Source organism: Kitasatospora sp. NPDC057936 (assembly GCF_042887525.1).
Taxonomy (GTDB): Bacteria; Actinomycetota; Actinomycetes; order Streptomycetales; family Streptomycetaceae; genus Kitasatospora.
The window spans coordinates 20,643-36,813 of the sequence record NZ_JBHVPD010000068.1 but is presented as its reverse complement, the minus strand read 5'-3'; the positions used below and the strand labels follow the sequence as shown (position 1 = coordinate 36,813).

The window sequence follows — 16,171 nt, the reverse complement described above, 5'->3', positions numbered from 1 at the left end:
CCTGACAGGTGCGCGGAACGGCTCGAACTCCCGCCGATTCAGGGGAGTTTCCGAGACAAGCACGGCCGCCTTTGGGTCGTCCTCGGTCGCCGGAGACTCGCAGACCCCCTGACCGGACGAGTGCGCTGCACGGAAGTATGCATCCGCCGATTCGAGAGAGACCGCCCGGTCTACATGACCATTCGATGCGCCGGTCCGCCGGCCATGGAAAACCCGTACGAGAAGCGCCGTCCGGGACGTCCGCCCCGGGCCGAACGACTCCCGTTCGAACCGGCGACCCCCAGTGACGGACGGCTCCCCAAGGCCTGACACCTCACAAGACTCCCTCTCGCGCTGACGGCATTAGGCACACCGGCACGCGGGAGGGCGGGCGCCAACCACCGCTTCAGGGGTGGTTGACGCCACGGATCCACCCGGCGTCAGCGTGTGCTTTCCCGTGACGAGGCGAGGGGGCGGAGTTGACCGGGTCCATTGTCGAGCAGGGCGAGAAGGTAGTCGCCGTAGCCGCTCTTGCGCAGTGGCTCGGCCAGCTCGCGCAGCTGGGCGGCGTCGATCAGGCCGGCCCGCCAGGCCGATTCCTCGACGCAGCCGATCTTGAGGCCCTGGCGTTCCTCGATGACCCGCACCCACCCGGCCGCCTGGTCGAGGTCCTCGGCCGTGCGAACCGACATCCAGGCGGTGCCCCGGTACAGAAGAGTCTCGGCGAGCTGCCCGGCCCGCATGTAGTGGGCGTTGACCCGGTTGAGGCCCGTCGCGTGGCGCTGGGAGGGGATCAGGGAGCGGGCGATGGCAGCGGCCTGGCCGTCGAACAGGTACAGCCCAGCGGCCACGGCGCTGCGGTGGTCGGGGGCGGCCACGCGGTGCGTGAAGATCTGCGCGCCCGTGGGATCGGCCGCGAAGTCGGAGATGAGGGCGGCGACGGATACATGGTCGTCCCCGTGGAAGATGCCGTCCCCGGCGACAACGGCCACCGGCTCGGTGCCGATGAAGTCGGCGGCGGTGACGAGGGCCTGGTCGACGTCGCCGGGATCGGGCTGGGCGGCGTATTCGAGCCGCATGCCGATCTGATCCCCGTCGCCAAGGGAACGTCGCAGGTGCGGCAGATCCTCGCGAGCGGCGATGACCATAACCTCCCGGATGCCGGCCTGAATGAGGCCAGCCATCGGGTAGTAGACCATCGGCTTATCGAAGACCGGAAGCAGCAGCTTGCAGACGACCTGGGTGATGGGCCCCAGGTCATCATCGGTGCCGGTGAGGATGATTCCACGCATGAGATCAGCGTACGCCTGCCAGAGCAAGGGAGTTGACGGCGAGTGAGGTGGCTCATCACGGGTTCGGGGGGTCTGCTCGGCCGAGAAGTCGTAAAGGTCCTCACTGGTGAGGAAGTCAGCGCAATGACCCACCAGGCACTGGACATCTCCGACCCGGTCGCGGTGGCGAAGGCGGTCAACGGCCACGACACAGTGATCAATTGCGCCGGATACACGAAAGTGGACTTAGCCGAGGCCAACGAGGCCGAGGCGACGGCGGTCAACGGCCACGGCGTCTGGAACCTCGCGCGAGCCTGCGCCCACACCGGAGCCACCCTGCTTCACGTCTCCAGCGACTACGTCTTCTCCGGCACCTCCCGTACCCCCTACCGCGAAGACGCGGCCCCCGGCCCGCTCAACGCCTACGGGCGTAGCAAGCTGGTCGGCGAGATGGCCGTGCTACACCTGCTGCCCCGCACCGGGTACGTGGTGCGTACTGCCTGGCTGTACGGCACGGGCGGCCCATGCTTCGTGGCGACGATGCTGCGCCTGGCCGCCGAGCGAGAGACGGTGAGCGTGGTGGACGACCAGTTCGGGCAGCCAACGTGGGCGCGTGATCTGGCCGGGCAGCTGGTGGCGCTTGGGCGCTGCCGTGATGCGCCGCCGGGGATCTACCACGGCACCTCTGGAGGCTCTACGACGTGGTTCGGCCTGGCCAAGGAGCTGTTCCGCTTGTCCGGCCTGGCTCCGGAACGGGTACTGCCGATCCCTGCTGTCCGCTTCCCGCTGCCCGCGCAGCGCCCTGTGTACACCGTGCTGGGCCACGAGCGGTGGCAGACAACGGGGATCCGGGAACTCGGCCCCTGGCACGACCGCCTCAGGCTGGCTCTGGACGAATCCAACTTCAATCGGTAGGCCAGTCTGAAACGCGAAAAGCCGCTAGAAACCGCCGTTCGCTTGGGGACTACCGCATTCCCGAGGTCGGCCGCTGGTCGACCGGGACGACCATCGAGCCCTTGCCCCATCGGGTGGTGATGAGTCCCTGCTCGCGAAGCACATCGAGGGCCCGGCGGATGGTCATCCGCGCCATGCCGAAGCGTGCAACAAGATCGCCTTCCGACGGGAAGGGGTCCGAGTCGTACATGCCTTGGCCGATCTCGCGGATCAACTCGGCGGCTACGGCCTGATAAGGCGGGATCCGCTTCGGGCGCGGCGCGGGACTCTCGGACATGCAGGCAGGGTAAGCACTTGCCGATCTTTGGACAACTTAGACAGGTAGACATGTAGACAACTTAGACAGGTCGAGCTACCGTCGAATCGCAACCAAAAACACAGAACCCCGGCGACCGCGCCAACGGTCCCGGGGCATGGCCGACGCTTTAGAGGAGCGACGACATGGCCAAGCTTATCGTTCTCGGGTTCCTGTGGATTCTGCGCCTGATCCTGCCGGCGCGTGGGGAACACCGAGCCATTCCGATCCACCCGGAGTACCGGGAGGCGCCCGCCATCTGCGGGTGGCACCGTCCGATCCCGGCTCACCTGCTGGCCCGCACGATGCCCCTGGGACCGGCTCCGCTCGTTCCCCGGTACCTGGAAGCCTGGGAGCAGACTCCCCCCGCCGAGAAGGCCACGGTGTTGAAGCACCAGGCGGACGCACATGCGGGCCAGTGGGAGAAGATCCGGCAGCGGCGAGCGGCTGCGTTCGCGGCGCAACTCGACCTTCCCGACCCGCTTCACTGGCTCGATGACGCGACCGACGGCCACGGGGTCCTCGCCGGGCGGGGTGCCTGATGTCGCGGGCATTCATCAAGGCACTGGCGGACGGAACTCGCCGAGGAAACACGCGGGGCCTGCGGAAGTGCCTCCGGGAGGGGTGGACCATCCTGGGTGGCGCCTACTGCTCGGTGGAGTACTCGCCGCGGGCAAAGAACGATCCGCGGCCGTGGTCGGACGGGGTCCTGCGGTACCGGGCCCTGGACTGCTGGGCAGTCCCACCGATCGTCACCGAAACCCTGGCGGTCTTCGGCAACTGAGAGTCAACGCGACAGGCCTCGACAACAGGCCCGCTGGCGCTCCTGCCAGCCGTTACACTCGTCAGCCCCCGACCTCTGCGGTCGGGGGCTGTCGGTTTGCTCGTGACGGTCTGCACAGGGGAAGAGCACATGCCGGAGTGGGAAGGCGAGGGGCGGCCCGATGAGGACGGAGAGATCTTTCTCGGTGGCGGCCCGAAGCTGGAAGGTGTCGACTACGAGGGACCGTGGCTGGAGGCGCGCGCCACGGCCGACCACCTGAACGCTGTTCTTGCGGCCCTGGGCCTTCAGGGGCCCGATCTTGTGCGGGCGCAGGCCGGGTGGTCCGACGACGGGCACGGCGTGGTGTTCCTGAAGGGGACCGCGTCCGGGGCCCGGCGGCTCGGGGAGGTGCTCGACCGCATGGCGGGCCGGAATGAGTGCGGATCCACGTGCGGCGAGTGAGCCCGGCCTGACCCTGCGGGCTTTCGCCTCAAGAGTGTCCGGTCCGGGTCGGCCGGCGCCCGGCCGGGACCGGCCGTCAGGCCGCAGCCCGGCCGGGGCGGCGGGCCGACAGGCGGCGCTGTGCGCCGCCTCCTTGAGTAAGTGAAGAACGTTTTCGACGGGGTCGGCTACCGGATCACCGGCCGGTGGGTGATCGTCAGTTGGGTTGCGCCTGCGGTCATGGTCAGGGTTTCGAGCATGAGCGGCTTAGCGTCCTGCTGGGTCTGGGTGATGCGCTGGGACACGAGCACGGGCACCCCTTCGGGCAGGTGCAGGGCTGCGCGTTCGTCGGGGTTGGGCATGCGGGCGCTGACGCCCTCGCGCCACTCGATCGCGCCGTGTGCTGCGGCCAGCGCTGCGTAGGCGTCGGTGTTGAATACCTGGGGCTGCTGGGCGAGTAGCGTGCCGGTGATCTGCTCCATGGGCAGAAGTGCCGTGTAGCGGGCGCGGATTCCGCTGCTCTCGTGCGTGTAGAGGCGCTGAACGAGGAATGCGGCTTCGCCCTCCTCGGTGCCCAGTAGCTCGGCCGCGCTGGGTTCCAGGCGCACGCGGAAGACGGTGGGCTCTTCCGCGTCATGCCATCCGGCCGGGCAGTGGTACTGGTCGCCGAAGCACAGGACGGTGCGCTCGATGAGGATGGTCGCTTCGGGTTCCGGCTGGGGCCCCCTCACGAATGTGCCGCGTCCCTGCTGGACGTCGAGCAGTCCGTCCGCGCGGAGTTCGGCGACGGCCTGACGGACGGTGGGGCGCGAGACCTGGTAGAGCGCCGTGAGCTTGTCCTCGGTCGGGATCTTCTCGCCTGGTCGCCACGTGCCGCGTGCGATGGCCTTGCGCATCTCGCGCGCGACCTGCTTGTAGAGCGCCTGCCCTCTCACTGCCGCCACTTGGGCCCCCTTGGTGACGACTCGTTCGTAGTCGTCAGGTCCGTTATCAAACAGAAATTTAGGTCCCGTCGCCGCTGCTCAAGCCCCTTGCGGCGACCGTAATTCAGCAGTCGTCAGGATGAATGCCCTTGCGCCCGGCGTCAAGTGCGCTCATCATCGACCTCCCACGAAATTCATCATGACGACTGACCTAACGGCCGGTCGTTCGGGAGGGAGTGAGAGGGACATGACCTTGAAGAACCTGCCGCTGGACGCGGCGCGGCTGGGCAGCGCGCTGTGCGTGTCGGTGGAGGAGAAGACGGATCCCGACACGGGCCAGGTGAAGGCCGACCGGGACGGGCTGCCGGTGTGGACGGTGGGCGTCGCGGTCCGCCCGGAGGGTCGCAAGACGGCGCTGATCGAGGTGGCCGTGTCGGGCGAACCGGTGGGCGTCGAGATCGGGCAGGCGGTTCGACTGGTGGGCCTGGAGGCCTTCTGGTGGGAGATGAACGGGCGCATGGGCCTGTCTTTCCGCGCGGCGTCGGTGGTCCCCGCATCCGCCCCGGTGCGGCCGGCGTCGGCCGAGGGGCCGCGTGCCTCCGGCGGTGCGAAGTGAGCGGCAGACCTCGTGACTGGCGGGACCTGCGCGAGAGGCTGAACGACCTCGGCGACCTGGCGGCGGAGATCGCGCCGGATCTGGACTGGGGCACGTACCGGTTCCTGTTCGCGATCATCGCGCAGATGGCGCAGGACGCCGCCGCGCTGGCGCGGGACCTGGAGACGGAGCTGTGCAACCTGGCGGCGGAGAACGGCGTTGAGTTGCCGCCGCTGGACCTGGACGGCGGTGATGGCGGTGAGTGAGGAACGGTGGCGGGCCCTGGTCGGGCCCGGCCGTCCCGCGCGGGAGGCTCGGCCGGCGGTCCCGGGTACGGCGGACTGGAGCACCCGGGCGTGCGGCTCGCTGCTGGAGGTGTCGATCGCGGCGGGGATCATGACCGCCTACACCGCTCTCCTGTACTACGCGAAGCCGGTGTTCGCGCTGATCCAGGGAGTGGCGCTGCTGGTCGGTATCCACATGCAGCCGGTGTTCGGGTTCTTCGGCTGGGCGCTGCCGGTGGCGTTCTTCGGCTGGCAGTGGGCGCTTCGGGGTCGGACCGGTCAGTCACTCGGTCAGCGGGTGATGCGGATCGTGACCGTGGACGAAGACACCGCGCGCCCGCTGGGCCCGGCCCGGTCGATCGTTCGCAGCCTGCTGCACGTGGTGGACATCGCGCCCGGCTTCTTCGGACTCATCCGGCCGGTCGTCCACCACCGGCGGCAGACCTGGGCGGATCAGATCAGCCGGTCACTGGTGGTGGAGATGGACGTGATCCTCGCAATCGCGGAGGTGAGGGAGTGAACACGATCAATGCTGCGGCAGCCAACCCCGGCCTGGGGTCGGTGCCGTACGGGGTGTGGGTGCTGGGCGCGCTGGCGCTGGTGATGGTCGTGCTGGCGGTGGCGTCGCCGTCGCTGCGGCGCCGCAGCCCCCACGCGTGGTGGGCGCTGTGCGGGTTCCCGGCGACGCTGGTGCGGGTGGTGTGGACCTGGCGCAGGCTCGCCGACCTTCAGGGGCTGTCGGTACCCAAGCGACCGGCCATGGCGCTTCTGGGCAACGTCGTGGTGCAGGGGCGGGCGCTCAAGCCGATCAAGCCCCGGATGGGAATGCCTCGTTGGCGGCGCGGCGGGCTGGTGGTCCGGGTTCGGCTGCACCCGGGTCAGGTTCCGGAGGCCTACGAAGCGGCAGCGGAGTCCATGGCGCACGCATGGCGGGTCTTCGCGGTGCGGGCGGCGTCCGATGCACGCGGAACAGTGCTGCTGGAGGCCAGTGCGTGGGATCCGCTGAGCGTCGCGGCGGAGCCGTTCCGCGGCTCGCTCGGCCTGCTGTCGGCGGTCGCCGGCCTGTGGGAGAACGGAGCTCGGTGGCTGATCGACCTGCGGCAGATCCCGCACTGGCTGATCGTCGGCGCGACGCGCTCCGGCAAGTCCACCCTGGTGGCCTCGCTCGTGTCGCAGTGGGCACGGCAACGGGTCGCACTGGTCGGCATCGACCTCAAGGGCGGCATGGAGCTGTCGTTGTTCGGGCCGCGCTTGTCGGCGCTGGCGACCAACCGCAGCGAGGCGGCCGAACTCCTGGGCAGGCTGGTGGAGATCACCCTGGGCCGGATGGCGCTGTGCCGCGCGGCCGGGGTCCGCTCGGTCTGGGAACTGCCGCCCCCGCAGCAGCCGGTGCCGGTGATCGTCATCGTGGACGAAGTGGCGGAGCTCTACCTGACGGCGACCAGCGCCGACAAGGCGGAGGTGGCGCAGGTCTCGACGGCGTTCCTGCGGCTGGGACAGCTCGGCGCGGCGCTCGCCGTCCACCTGGTGGTCGCCGGCCAGCGGGTGGGGTCCGACCTCGGCCCCGGAGTGACGGCGCTGCGTGCGCAGTTGGCGGGCCGGGTCTGCTTCCGGGTGTCGGACAAGGGCACGGCGGAGATGGCGCTGGGTGACCTGGACCGTGAAGCGCTGGATGCGGTGCAGGCGATCTCCGTGGACACGCCGGGGGTGGCGGTGGCCTTCGGTGCACGCGGCGGGGGCTGGATGCGGGCACGCTCGCACCTGGTGACACCCGAGCAGGCACAGGAGACCGCAAAGCGCTTCGCGCACCTGACGCCCTCCCTGGACCGCCTGTACGCGGGTGGTGCCTCGTGATCGTCATCGTGCCCATTACGGCGTTCCTCTTCGTGATCGTCGTCCTCCAAATCCGCTCCGGTGAGCTGAAGATCTGGCAAACGATCTTGGTGGGGGTGCTCGGCTTCTACCTGGCGCAAACCCACCTCGCCGACCCGATCGCGGCGGCCGTGACGTGGTTCGTCACGGGCCTGACCCACTCCCCCGCCCCCTAGTCGAACTGGAGTTCGCGTGAGTCGACCACGGGCCCTCTGGTCCCCGTCGTCCGTCGTCCTCGGCCACACCGGGCCCTACCTGGTGTGGCCGGGACGGCCCGTCCTGCCCTGGAGACATCCCCCATGAACAATCCTTACGAAGATCCTGCGGCCAGGCGGATGTTCCTGGCACAGGCAGAGCGGCTGCGGCATCTGGGCGAGGTGGATCGGGACCTGGTCCGCCTGGGGCAGATGCCGGGCCTGTCGCGGTGGCTGGAGCAGATCGCCGCGACCGGCGGGTGTGCCCGTCCGGTGTACCTGACCGGGGCGTCCGCCACGTTCGACGCCGTGTCGGGTGAGATGGTGCGCCGGTACAGCACTGCGGCGGAGCCTGGGGAGCGGCTGGCCCTGCGGTGCCGCAACCGCCGTTCCTCCCGGTGCGGGCCCTGCTCGTGGCTGCATCAGGGCGACAGCTGGCACCTCGTGCACGCGGGACTGGCCGGCGGGAAGAGTGTCCCGGCGGGCGTGGGGTCGCATCCGCTGGTGTTCCTGACGCTGACGGCGCCGTCTTTCGGGCGGGTGCACCGTGCGGGCCGCTGCCACCGGGACCAGCCGGGGACCTGCGAGCACGGCAGTCCGCTGGGCTGCGGCCGAGCCCACCCGGATACCGGGCACCTGGTAGGCGAGCCCTTGTGCTTCGAGTGCTACGACTACCCGGGGCACGTGCTGTGGAACGCCCACGCCGGCGCACTGTGGAAGGCGTTCACCGACAACCTGTACCACCACCTGGCCGCGCACGGTTCGGTGAGCCGTTCCGGTGTTCGGCGGGTACTGCGGGTCTCGGCGGTGAAGGTCGCGGAGTACCAGCGGCGCGGCGTGGTCCACTTCCACGCGGTGGTGCGCCTCGACGGCTCTGACGGACCCGGCAAACTGCCCCCGCCGTGGGCGACGGTTGATGTGCTGCTGGACGCGGTCCGCACGGCGGTCGCGGCGGTTTCGCTGCCGGGGCCCGTATCAGCGGCCTACGGTGAACGGCGGCTGCGGTTCGGCGCGCAGATGGACGTGCACGAGATCGGCGGCGGGCAGGATGCGCCGGTCAGTGCGGAGAAGGTCGCTGCCTACGTGGCGAAGTACACCACGAAGGGTGCGGAGTCGGCCGGTGCCGTGGACCGGCGGGTGACGAGTGCGGCGGAGATCCGCGCCTTGCGGTTGTCGGCTCACATGCGGGCGTTGGTGGGAACCTGCTGGCGGCTGGGCGCTGTGCCGGAGCTGGGGCATCTGCGATTGCGGGCCTGGGCTCACATGCTCGGCTACCGGGGCCATTGCCTGACCAAGACCCGTGCCTACTCGACGACGTACCGCCGGCTGCGGGAAGAACGCGGCGAACACGTCCGGGGCGGGCGCGTCAACGGTGACGAGGTCACGGTAGGGAACTGGCGGTTCGCCGGGGCAGGCCTCGGGCCCGGCGAGGCGTTGATCGCTGAGGGCATCGCCGCCGACCTTCAGCGGACCCGAGAGATCGCCCGCGACCACCTAGCCCATGGGTGGGTGGGTGGGGCGCGGCGGGTTGGTGGCGGGGCTGAGGGAGCATCGCCGGCGGGAGGGGGCAGCCATGAATGAGCCGGTGGGGTGGGCCTTCGCCCATGGTCCTGGCCTCGGCCCTGCCGCGTGGGGGTTCACCACGGCCATTGGTGAGGTGGCGTCTACCTTGTCGATCTCGCTCGGCGGACTACCACGGCAAGATCATCACGGCGCCTGGAGTGTCATCACGGAGGCGTCGGCCCTTGCAGTGGAGATCGCCGACGAATCGACGGCCGACGTCCTGTACTTCCAGCTGGCCAACACCCCACAGGTAGGCGTACTCGAACTGCGCTTCGGTGCCTGGAGCCTGGCCGAAGTACTGGGCGCCGCAACGGTGCGGGCGGTCCTGCTCGCGCATCGGCCGCTGTGCGAACTCCTGGTGACCACAAGGGACGTAACCACCCTAGGGGGCCGGATCGTGCGCTATCCGGTCCCCCGTCTGGCCCTGCGTACGTGATCGATGCCCCGGACAGTCGGCCCTGCCCGGGGCATCTCCGTGCCCTTACGCGGCCTGCTCGTAGGGATTGAGTCCGGCGGTGATCGCGTAGCGCTGCGGCGCCCCTGTGGGGAACAGGACCACCCGGACGGCAAACTCGTTCAGGATCTCGCGCCGTGCTGCGTCGTCGGGCGCGTTGTGCCAGTCCTCGGCCACCGTGCGCCCGGTCGGCATCATCCTCATGCCCGGTGCCCGCTCGGGGAGTGTCTTCAACTCCTCGATCTCCTCGCCGATCTCCGCGTACTTGGTGCGGAACCACTCCGTGTCGTCGGGAGAGTCGTACATGCCGGCCGCGCGGTCGTCGCGCAGCCGCTTGCGGCTGTTCTCCAACTCCTTGATCCGCTCGGCGTACCTGGTGCCCGGGTCGTAGGCCCGTTCCATCACCTGGCCGTCTCCGAAGCGCGCCAAGAACCATTCTGCAACCAGCTCGTCAAGCACGTTGATCCTCATGTACGGCGCGGGCTTGCAGTGCTGGGACGTGACCACTCCGCGAACCCGGGCCGTGCATGCGTAGGCGAGTACGGCGGTGTTGCCCGCGATGTACAGGCGGAGGCCGCACGTGCCGCACCACGACAGGCCGGCCAGCATCCGCACCCCCATCGGTGCCCGGCCCGCTGCGGATCGCTTCGGATTCGTCTTCTCCACCAACGCATCGCGTGTGGCCCGGTCCCACAACGGATCCGCCAGCCGAACGGGGCGCCCGTCCTCGCCGATCACCGGCCGTCCCTGATGCATCAGGTAGCCCAACGCCGCTTCACTGGTCAGAATGCTCCGCACGGTTTTCGCGCTCCACAGAGCGCCCGTCATCGGCCGTCCGTAGAGCTGTGCACGCCGGTCCGTCGGGGCCGGGGTAGACGCCCGGTTCAGCCGCGCTGCCTCCGTCGCGCACGTGATCTTTCCGGTCTCGTCGGCTAGGATCCGCCGGGCCACGGTCTGAATGATCTCCGCCGCGACGGTGTCGATCGCGACGTGGTCGACCTTCCCCACCGGCACCAGCCGGACGAACATGTAGCCGTAGGACGGCTTTTGCTTCGGCTGGCCTGCCTGGCGTGCCCGTAGCGTCTCGTCGTTGTTCCGCTTCTGGATCGCACGCAGCTCCATCTGAGAGCCCCACGCTTTCATGAGCCACTCGTTTTCCTGGTTGGGGTCTGAGAACTCCCAGACGCCCGCGTGGTCGGCGGTGACGATCATCCGCCCCTGCCGCGTGAGCAGGTCCTGAGTGTTCAGCGTGTCCCGCACGTTGCGGCCAACCCGGTCGACGCTCGCTGCGGCGATCCCGTCGTACGGCCCCATCTCGCCCCGTAGCCACGGACCGAACTTCGGGCGGGTCATGGGGTCCGTCGCGCCCGAAACCTCAAGATCCTCTGCCCACGCGATGATGTGCCCATCGACGTCGGCCACGGATGTCAAGATCTGCCCGCGCTGCCGCTCGGGGCTGCTCGTGGATTCCTTCTTCCGGCTGAGCCGCAGCACCCCGACCAAGCACTTGCCGCATCCGTCGTAGTCGCTGGTCAGCACGTCATCCATGATGGCTCTCCCCTATGTTCAGGGGAAGTACCTGTCCAGCAAGGTCAACCAGTGGACGCTGCTGATCGGCTGCCTCCCGCTCGCGTACCTGGCCGGAGGCGGCGGCGCCTCGCTCCCGCTGGTCGAGCGCCAGGTGGACGAGGTGCTGCTGACGGCTGCCCAGACGCTCCTCGCCGTGGTCCTGCTGCTCGACCTGCGGTTCCTGCCATGGAAGGCGGGCCTGCTGTTCGTCCTCTTCGCCGTCCAGTTCGTGCTCCCCGGCGAGAGCGCCCGCCTGGCGCTCAGCTGGGTCTACCTGGCCCTGGCCGTCCCGCTGCTGGTCCTCCGGTGGCGCGAACTGCGGCCCACGGCCCGCGCGCTGGCGGGCCGGATCGAGGGCGATCCGCACTAGCGACCCGCGTCAGAGCAGGTCCGCCCGGGCGGCCTGGATGCCGGCCTGGAACCTGGTCCTGGCGCCGAAGCGGTCCATCAGCTCCCGGACGAGGCGCTGCACCGTCCGGGTGGAGACGCCCAGCTGGCGGCCGATGGACTCGTCGGTCAGTCCGGCCGCGAGCAGGGTGAGCAGCTGCCGGTGCCGGTCCTCGGGGGTCTCCTCGGGGACGGCCGGCAGCCGCATCGCGTGCGACCAGTAGAGCTCGAACAGCCCGGCCAGCGCGTCCAGGAGGGTCGAGGGGCGGATCAGCAGGACGCTCTGCAGCTCGGTGCCCGCGGTGACCGGGAGCAGGGCGTAGCGGTCGTCCAGCAGGGCGAGCTTCAGGGGGAGTTCGGGGTGCACCCGGGCCTGTTCCCCGGCCGCCGTGAAGGTGCGGATCCCGGCGAGCTGCTCCGGGTCGCGCAGCACGCCGCTGTGGTACACAACCCGGGCGCTCACGCCGCGGGCGAGCAGGGAGAGTTCGGTCTGCGGATCGGCCCGGCGGACGTACGGGGGGCGGTCCAGGATCCGCAGCCGCTCGCGGGCGCCGAGCTGCAGGGTGCGCCACAGTTCGGCGATCGACTCGCGGCCGCTGATCACCTCGACGAGCTCGCCCGCCTCGGTGCCGGGTCTGCCCTGCCGGTAGGTGCGCATGAGCTCGCCGATCCGGCCCCTGGCGCGCCGCAGTTCGACCTCGCGCCGCAGCAGGAGCTCCTCCAGGGCGACGTCGGGCGGGACGGCGGCCCAGTTCCCGTCGCCGGAGCCCTCGACCAGGCCCTGGTCGGACAGCGCGGTCAGCGCGGCGACGACGCTGACGACCCGCAGGTGCAGCCGGGTGGCGAGCCACTCCGCGTCGGCGGCCGGGACGCCGAGCAGCCGGAGGTAGATCTCCTCCTCGACCGTGCCGAGGCCGAGGCCGAAGCCCGCGAACCTGGCTGTACTCGGCACGACGTTCCTCCCCGCGGCCGCCTCCACCGGCGGACGAGTCCCGACTGTGCGCCACTCGGAGCCGGAAATCAAGGGATTGACTTGGTGACAGGTTCCCGCCATGTCGGGTTCCGGCCCCACCTCCGCCCTTCCCGGCCGCCGCGGCCGCCCCCAAGCTGGGCGCACCCCACAACCCCCAGCGAAGGAGCCCCCCATGGCCCTTTCCCGCACCGGCCGGCTGCTGCTCGCGGCCGCCCTGGCCCTCCCGGCCGCGGCCGTCGCCGCACCCGCCGCCTCGGCCGCCCCCACCCACACCGCCCACGCCACCGTGCACAGCTACGGGCACGGCGGCCTGCGCTACGACGGCGGCGTCTGGGGCGGCTACGTCGCCCAGGGCAACGGCTTCCGGAGCGTCTCCGGCTCGTGGACGATGCCCGCCGTGCAGTGCAACACCTCCAACGACCTGTTCGCCCCCTGGGTCGGCATCGACGGCTACGGCTCGCAGACCGTCGAGCAGACCGGCGTCCAGGTCGACTGCTCCAGCGGCGCCCCGGCCTACTCCGCCTGGTACGAGATGTACCCGGCCCCGCCGCAGTACTTCAACGACCCGGTGGACGCCGGCGACAGCTTCACCGCCTCGGTGGTCAACAGTGGCGGCTCGAACTACACGCTGACGATCACCGACACCACCAAGGGCTGGACGGAGCACACCACCCAGCGGCTCAACGGCCAGAACGTCAGCGCCGAGGCCGTAATCGAGTCCCCGAGCCAGAGCTACCCGTCGTTCGACCGCCTGGACTTCTCCGGCATCACGGTGAACGGCCAGGTCTTCGACGCGTACGGGCCGCAGGCCATCGACAGCGGCCAGTACACCGAGACCGGGCTCAGCAACGGCGCCTTCGCCATCGTTCCCGCCTAAGGACGAAACTGCGGCCCCGGCCCACCCCACGGTGGACCGGGGCCGCACGCCCTACCGCCCGCCCTGCCGCCCGACGGCCCGGCGGTGCACCAGCCGCTCCCGCAGGCGGGCGTGGCGGAACTGGTACACCGACCCCGCCTGCCGGAGCACGCCCCGCCGGTGCGCGTCCTCCAGGAACGCCGTCAGCCGCCACGGCAGCCGTCCGCGCACCACCAGCACCGTGCGGGCGAGCAGGTACCGGCCCGGTTGTGACCGGAGCAGGGAAACCAGCGAGACGTGCAGGCCGAAGACCGGTAGGAGCACCACCAGCTTGACGGTCACGTGGTTCGCAACGAGCAGCACCGCGGTGACGACCGCGAAGGTCACGAGTGAACCGATCGCCAGGGCGGCTCCCGTCGCCCGTCGAAGCGCCTTCGCCGCCGACCGCGCGGGAGTCACGGCGTCGTCTGACGTCGCCGTCCGGTCCAGCAGGGCTGCCGCCCAGAGACCCACCAGCGGCGCGGGCAGCATGATCAGCACGGCCCACAGGTGCCCGTTCCGGGCACCGATGGACACGAAGGCGGCGTTGATCAGGCCGAACAGCGCCACCAGGATCGCCAGCAGGAGGAGCATCCCGGGTGAAGGGCGGCGCCAGGGCCGGGTACGGCCGCGGGGCATCCGGCGCGAGACGTACCTGCGCTTCTTGGTCGCGGCGTCCGCGTAGAAGCCGGCTGCCACACCGGCGAAGACGAGGGTCGCCTCCGGCTCGGCCGCCGTCAGCGGCCAGGACGAGGCAAGGCTCAGGACCGCGCCGGCCACTCCGGCCGCGAGACCGCGCTGCCACGCCGGTGCCCCCACCTGCCACCACGCGATGTCCTCGCCGCCCGGCCCGCCGAGGCCCGCCGCGACGCTGGCGAGCCACCGCTTCGCGGCCCGGGCCGGCCAGCGGCGGTGCGGCCCCGGCCGGCCGGGCGGCGCCGGTGCGTCGGGGAAGGCCGTGGCGACCAGCGAGTCGAGGAGGTGGTTCTCGACGGCGGCGGCATCGGGTAGCAGCAGCCGGTCCAGGAGCACGGCGGGATCAGCCGGCCCGGTGAGGTGCACCTCGCGCAGCAGCCCCACCATCAGGGGCGAGGCGAGGGCGGCGGCCAGCGGTCCGTCCGGCTCGGCGCGCAGCGCGTCGATCACCGGCCGCCACTGCTCGGCCCGGTGGGCCGGCGCGGCGGCGCGGAGGAAGGCGACCAGGTCTTCGACCGTCACCGGATCAGCCCGGACCACGGCCGCCGACCGCAGGACGTCGGACTCCCGGACGGCGGCCCAGTACTCGTCCGTCCGGCAGGTCACGACGACCGGGGTGTCCCCCGGCATCGACTCGTTGAGCCGTTGCAACGCCAACGTCCGCCGGTGGGACGGAATTTCGTCCAGCCCGTCGAGCACGTACAGCACCCGCTCCGCCTCGACCAGCCGGCCCGGGCCCTCCGGGCCGCCGAACTCCGCGCGCAGCAGCCGCGGGTACTCTTCGGCGATCCGGCGGGCGGCCCACGCGTGCAGGTGTTCCGCGTCCGGATCCCAGGAGGCCAGGGACAGCAGCACGGGCACCCGGTCGCCTTGCGCGAGCCGGGGGTGCCCGGCGAGCAGGGCCAGGACGAGCAGCACCGCGCTCGTCGTCTTCCCGCTCCCCGGCCCGCCGAGGACGACCAGCCGGCGCCTTCGCAACGCCAGGTAGGCCGTGGCCAGTTCGGCCGATGCGAGGGTGTCGGGCTCGCCCTGGCCCCGGTCGAGCGTCCACCGGACCCGGAGCGCCGATTCGTCCAGGACGCCCCGGACCCCGGCCTCGGCCCGCCACTGGGCCCCGACCATCCGGGCCAGTTCGAGCACGGCCCGGTCCACCGGCGTGTCAGCGGTGCCCGGTGGCGTGATGGTGAGGTGGTCGATGCGCCCGGCCATCACCACGTTGTCGGCCGTGCCACCGCTGAACTCGTTGTGGACCCGGTTCGTGCCCCCGTCGTCGCCCATGAGCCGCATGCTAGGGCATGTCTCCGACAGCCCACAGGGGAAGTGCCGACCGTCTCCGCCTGGCGGGTTGTCAGCGCCGGCTGCGGCGGTCCGGGGCGGCCGGCCGGTGCAGTTCGGTGGCGATCAGTGCCGCCTGGACGCGCCTCTCCACACCGAGTTTGGCGAGCAGGCGGGAGACGTGGTTCTTGACCGTCTTCTCGGCGAGGTAGAGACGTTCGCCTATTTGACGGTACGTCATGCCTTCGCTTCATTCTCACGAGCCGTCAGATCTGGTCCAGGGGGCGACGGTTGGGCTGGCTTGGCGTCATTGCGGATGCGATTGAGCAGCCGGGTGGCGGCCCCCGGGTCGAGCATCGAGCGGCCGGAGGCGACGGTCCGGACGGCGGCCACCAGGTCGGTGCCGCTGATCTGCTTGAGCACGTAGCCGACGGCGCCCGCCATCACGGCGTCCAGCAGGGCCTCCTCGTCGTCGAAGGAGGTGAGCATCAGGCAGGCCAGTCCCGGCATGCGGGAGCGCAGTTCACGGCAGACGGAGACCCCGTCGCCGTCGCCGAGCCGGACGTCGAGCACGGCCACGTCGGGCCGCAGGGCGGGCACCCGGACCAGGGCCTGTTCGGCGGTCGCGGCCTCCCCGACGACCTCCAGGTCCGGCTCGCCGTCCAGCAGGTCGTGCACTCCGCGGCGCACCACCTCGTGGTCGTCCAACAGGAACACCCGGACCGGCATCGCGCGACTCCCCCTCTGTTCACCCCCGCCCACGGACGGCGGGGCCCAGGGCATCATCG

Annotated in this window: 18 protein-coding genes and 1 pseudogene; 12 read left to right on the top strand and 7 right to left on the bottom strand. The window is 70.6% G+C overall.

Annotated elements, in window-relative coordinates; translation table 11 throughout:
* Positions 1 to 419: 419 nt before the first annotated feature.
* Complete coding sequence (locus ACFVU9_RS29970) at positions 420 to 1,271, bottom strand: sugar nucleotidyltransferase (protein WP_387598698.1); 852 nt, start codon at positions 1,269 to 1,271, stop codon at positions 420 to 422.
* Between the two features lie 42 nt (positions 1,272 to 1,313).
* Here ACFVU9_RS29970 and rfbD point away from each other — a divergent pair, with 42 nt between their 5' ends.
* Positions 1,314 to 2,165 (top strand): dTDP-4-dehydrorhamnose reductase, encoded by an 852-nt coding sequence (gene rfbD, locus ACFVU9_RS29965; protein ID WP_387598695.1) that lies wholly within the window; start codon positions 1,314 to 1,316, stop codon positions 2,163 to 2,165.
* Between the two features lie 49 nt (positions 2,166 to 2,214).
* Here rfbD and ACFVU9_RS29960 read toward each other — a convergent pair whose 3' ends face one another.
* On the bottom strand, positions 2,215 to 2,481 hold the full coding sequence (locus ACFVU9_RS29960; RefSeq protein WP_387598692.1) for a GntR family transcriptional regulator: 267 nt from the start codon (positions 2,479 to 2,481) through the stop codon (positions 2,215 to 2,217).
* Between the two features lie 164 nt (positions 2,482 to 2,645).
* Here ACFVU9_RS29960 and ACFVU9_RS29955 point away from each other — a divergent pair, with 164 nt between their 5' ends.
* The gene (locus ACFVU9_RS29955) at positions 2,646 to 3,041 is read left to right on the top strand and encodes a hypothetical protein (protein WP_387598689.1); all 396 of its coding nucleotides are present in this window, start codon (positions 2,646 to 2,648) and stop codon (positions 3,039 to 3,041) included.
* Between the two features lie 371 nt (positions 3,042 to 3,412).
* Complete coding sequence (locus ACFVU9_RS29950; RefSeq protein WP_387598686.1) at positions 3,413 to 3,724, top strand: hypothetical protein; 312 nt, start codon at positions 3,413 to 3,415, stop codon at positions 3,722 to 3,724.
* A gap of 167 nt (positions 3,725 to 3,891) precedes the next feature.
* Here ACFVU9_RS29950 and ACFVU9_RS29945 read toward each other — a convergent pair whose 3' ends face one another.
* The gene (locus ACFVU9_RS29945) at positions 3,892 to 4,647 is read right to left on the bottom strand and encodes a GntR family transcriptional regulator (RefSeq protein WP_387598683.1); all 756 of its coding nucleotides are present in this window, start codon (positions 4,645 to 4,647) and stop codon (positions 3,892 to 3,894) included.
* 232 nt (positions 4,648 to 4,879) lie between these two features.
* On the opposite strand from ACFVU9_RS29945, the gene ACFVU9_RS29940 reads away from it, so the two are divergent.
* The 7 genes from ACFVU9_RS29940 to ACFVU9_RS29910 all read left to right on the top strand — a co-directional run bounded on the left by ACFVU9_RS29940 (position 4,880) and on the right by ACFVU9_RS29910 (position 9,570).
* Positions 4,880 to 5,242, top strand: a complete 363-nt coding sequence (locus ACFVU9_RS29940; RefSeq protein WP_387598680.1) for a hypothetical protein — start codon at positions 4,880 to 4,882, stop codon at positions 5,240 to 5,242.
* Positions 5,239 to 5,487, top strand: coding sequence for a hypothetical protein (locus tag ACFVU9_RS29935; protein ID WP_387598677.1), 249 nt, complete (start codon positions 5,239 to 5,241; stop codon positions 5,485 to 5,487). The genes ACFVU9_RS29940 and ACFVU9_RS29935 overlap by 4 nt, the downstream gene beginning before the upstream one ends.
* Positions 5,474 to 6,025, top strand: a complete 552-nt coding sequence (locus ACFVU9_RS29930; protein ID WP_387598674.1) for an RDD family protein — start codon at positions 5,474 to 5,476, stop codon at positions 6,023 to 6,025. Before ACFVU9_RS29935 ends, ACFVU9_RS29930 begins: the two co-directional genes overlap by 14 nt.
* Entirely contained in the window at positions 6,022 to 7,359 is a 1,338-nt protein-coding gene (locus ACFVU9_RS29925; RefSeq protein WP_387598671.1) for an FtsK/SpoIIIE domain-containing protein, read from the top strand. The genes ACFVU9_RS29930 and ACFVU9_RS29925 overlap by 4 nt, the downstream gene beginning before the upstream one ends.
* Positions 7,356 to 7,553 (top strand): hypothetical protein, encoded by a 198-nt coding sequence (locus tag ACFVU9_RS29920; RefSeq protein WP_218200465.1) that lies wholly within the window; start codon positions 7,356 to 7,358, stop codon positions 7,551 to 7,553. Before ACFVU9_RS29925 ends, ACFVU9_RS29920 begins: the two co-directional genes overlap by 4 nt.
* Positions 7,554 to 7,676: 123 nt before the next feature.
* Complete coding sequence (locus ACFVU9_RS29915; protein WP_387598668.1) at positions 7,677 to 9,152, top strand: replication initiator; 1,476 nt, start codon at positions 7,677 to 7,679, stop codon at positions 9,150 to 9,152.
* 88 nt (positions 9,153 to 9,240) lie between these two features.
* Positions 9,241 to 9,570: a hypothetical protein gene (locus ACFVU9_RS29910; RefSeq protein WP_387598665.1), complete on the top strand. Its 330-nt coding sequence runs from the start codon at positions 9,241 to 9,243 to the stop codon at positions 9,568 to 9,570.
* Positions 9,571 to 9,615: 45 nt separating this feature from the next.
* Here ACFVU9_RS29910 and ACFVU9_RS29905 read toward each other — a convergent pair whose 3' ends face one another.
* Positions 9,616 to 11,136 carry a recombinase family protein gene (locus ACFVU9_RS29905; RefSeq protein ID WP_387598662.1) on the bottom strand — a complete coding sequence of 507 codons (1,521 nt, stop codon included), beginning with the start codon at positions 11,134 to 11,136 and terminating at the stop codon, positions 9,616 to 9,618.
* On the opposite strand from ACFVU9_RS29905, the gene ACFVU9_RS29900 reads away from it, so the two are divergent.
* A complete protein-coding gene (locus tag ACFVU9_RS29900) occupies positions 11,135 to 11,527 on the top strand; it encodes a hypothetical protein (RefSeq protein ID WP_387598659.1) in 393 nt (130 codons plus the stop codon). The genes ACFVU9_RS29905 and ACFVU9_RS29900 overlap by 2 nt on opposite strands.
* Positions 11,528 to 11,536: 9 nt before the next feature.
* On the opposite strand, the gene ACFVU9_RS29895 is transcribed toward ACFVU9_RS29900, so the two are convergent.
* Entirely contained in the window at positions 11,537 to 12,496 is a 960-nt protein-coding gene (locus tag ACFVU9_RS29895) for a LuxR C-terminal-related transcriptional regulator (protein WP_380443031.1), read from the bottom strand.
* A gap of 193 nt (positions 12,497 to 12,689) precedes the next feature.
* On the opposite strand from ACFVU9_RS29895, the gene ACFVU9_RS29890 reads away from it, so the two are divergent.
* Complete coding sequence (locus ACFVU9_RS29890) at positions 12,690 to 13,394, top strand: G1 family glutamic endopeptidase (protein ID WP_380443029.1); 705 nt, start codon at positions 12,690 to 12,692, stop codon at positions 13,392 to 13,394.
* A 51-nt stretch (positions 13,395 to 13,445) separates the two neighbouring features.
* Here ACFVU9_RS29890 and ACFVU9_RS29885 read toward each other — a convergent pair whose 3' ends face one another.
* Complete coding sequence (locus tag ACFVU9_RS29885; RefSeq protein ID WP_387598655.1) at positions 13,446 to 15,386, bottom strand: NACHT domain-containing protein; 1,941 nt, start codon at positions 15,384 to 15,386, stop codon at positions 13,446 to 13,448.
* Between the two features lie 70 nt (positions 15,387 to 15,456).
* Positions 15,457 to 16,166, bottom strand: a pseudogene (locus ACFVU9_RS29880) (response regulator).
* Positions 16,167 to 16,171: the final 5 nt, after the last annotated feature.

Excerpts from the sequence above, each read along its gene's own strand:
- ACFVU9_RS29970 (WP_387598698.1), bottom strand. The coding sequence starts at position 1,271 with ATGCGTGGAATCATCCTCACCGGCACCGATGATGACCTGGGGCCCATC.
- ACFVU9_RS29960 (WP_387598692.1), bottom strand. The coding sequence starts at position 2,481 with ATGTCCGAGAGTCCCGCGCCGCGCCCGAAGCGGATCCCGCCTTATCAG.
- ACFVU9_RS29955 (WP_387598689.1), top strand. The coding sequence starts at position 2,646 with ATGGCCAAGCTTATCGTTCTCGGGTTCCTGTGGATTCTGCGCCTGATC.
- ACFVU9_RS29950 (WP_387598686.1), top strand. The coding sequence starts at position 3,413 with ATGCCGGAGTGGGAAGGCGAGGGGCGGCCCGATGAGGACGGAGAGATC.
- ACFVU9_RS29930 (WP_387598674.1), top strand. The coding sequence starts at position 5,474 with ATGGCGGTGAGTGAGGAACGGTGGCGGGCCCTGGTCGGGCCCGGCCGT.
- ACFVU9_RS29915 (WP_387598668.1), top strand. The coding sequence starts at position 7,677 with ATGAACAATCCTTACGAAGATCCTGCGGCCAGGCGGATGTTCCTGGCA.
- ACFVU9_RS29900 (WP_387598659.1), top strand. The coding sequence starts at position 11,135 with ATGATGGCTCTCCCCTATGTTCAGGGGAAGTACCTGTCCAGCAAGGTC.
- ACFVU9_RS29905 (WP_387598662.1), bottom strand. The coding sequence starts at position 11,136 with ATGGATGACGTGCTGACCAGCGACTACGACGGATGCGGCAAGTGCTTG.
- ACFVU9_RS29890 (WP_380443029.1), top strand. The coding sequence starts at position 12,690 with ATGGCCCTTTCCCGCACCGGCCGGCTGCTGCTCGCGGCCGCCCTGGCC.
- ACFVU9_RS29885 (WP_387598655.1), bottom strand. The coding sequence starts at position 15,386 with ATGGGCGACGACGGGGGCACGAACCGGGTCCACAACGAGTTCAGCGGT.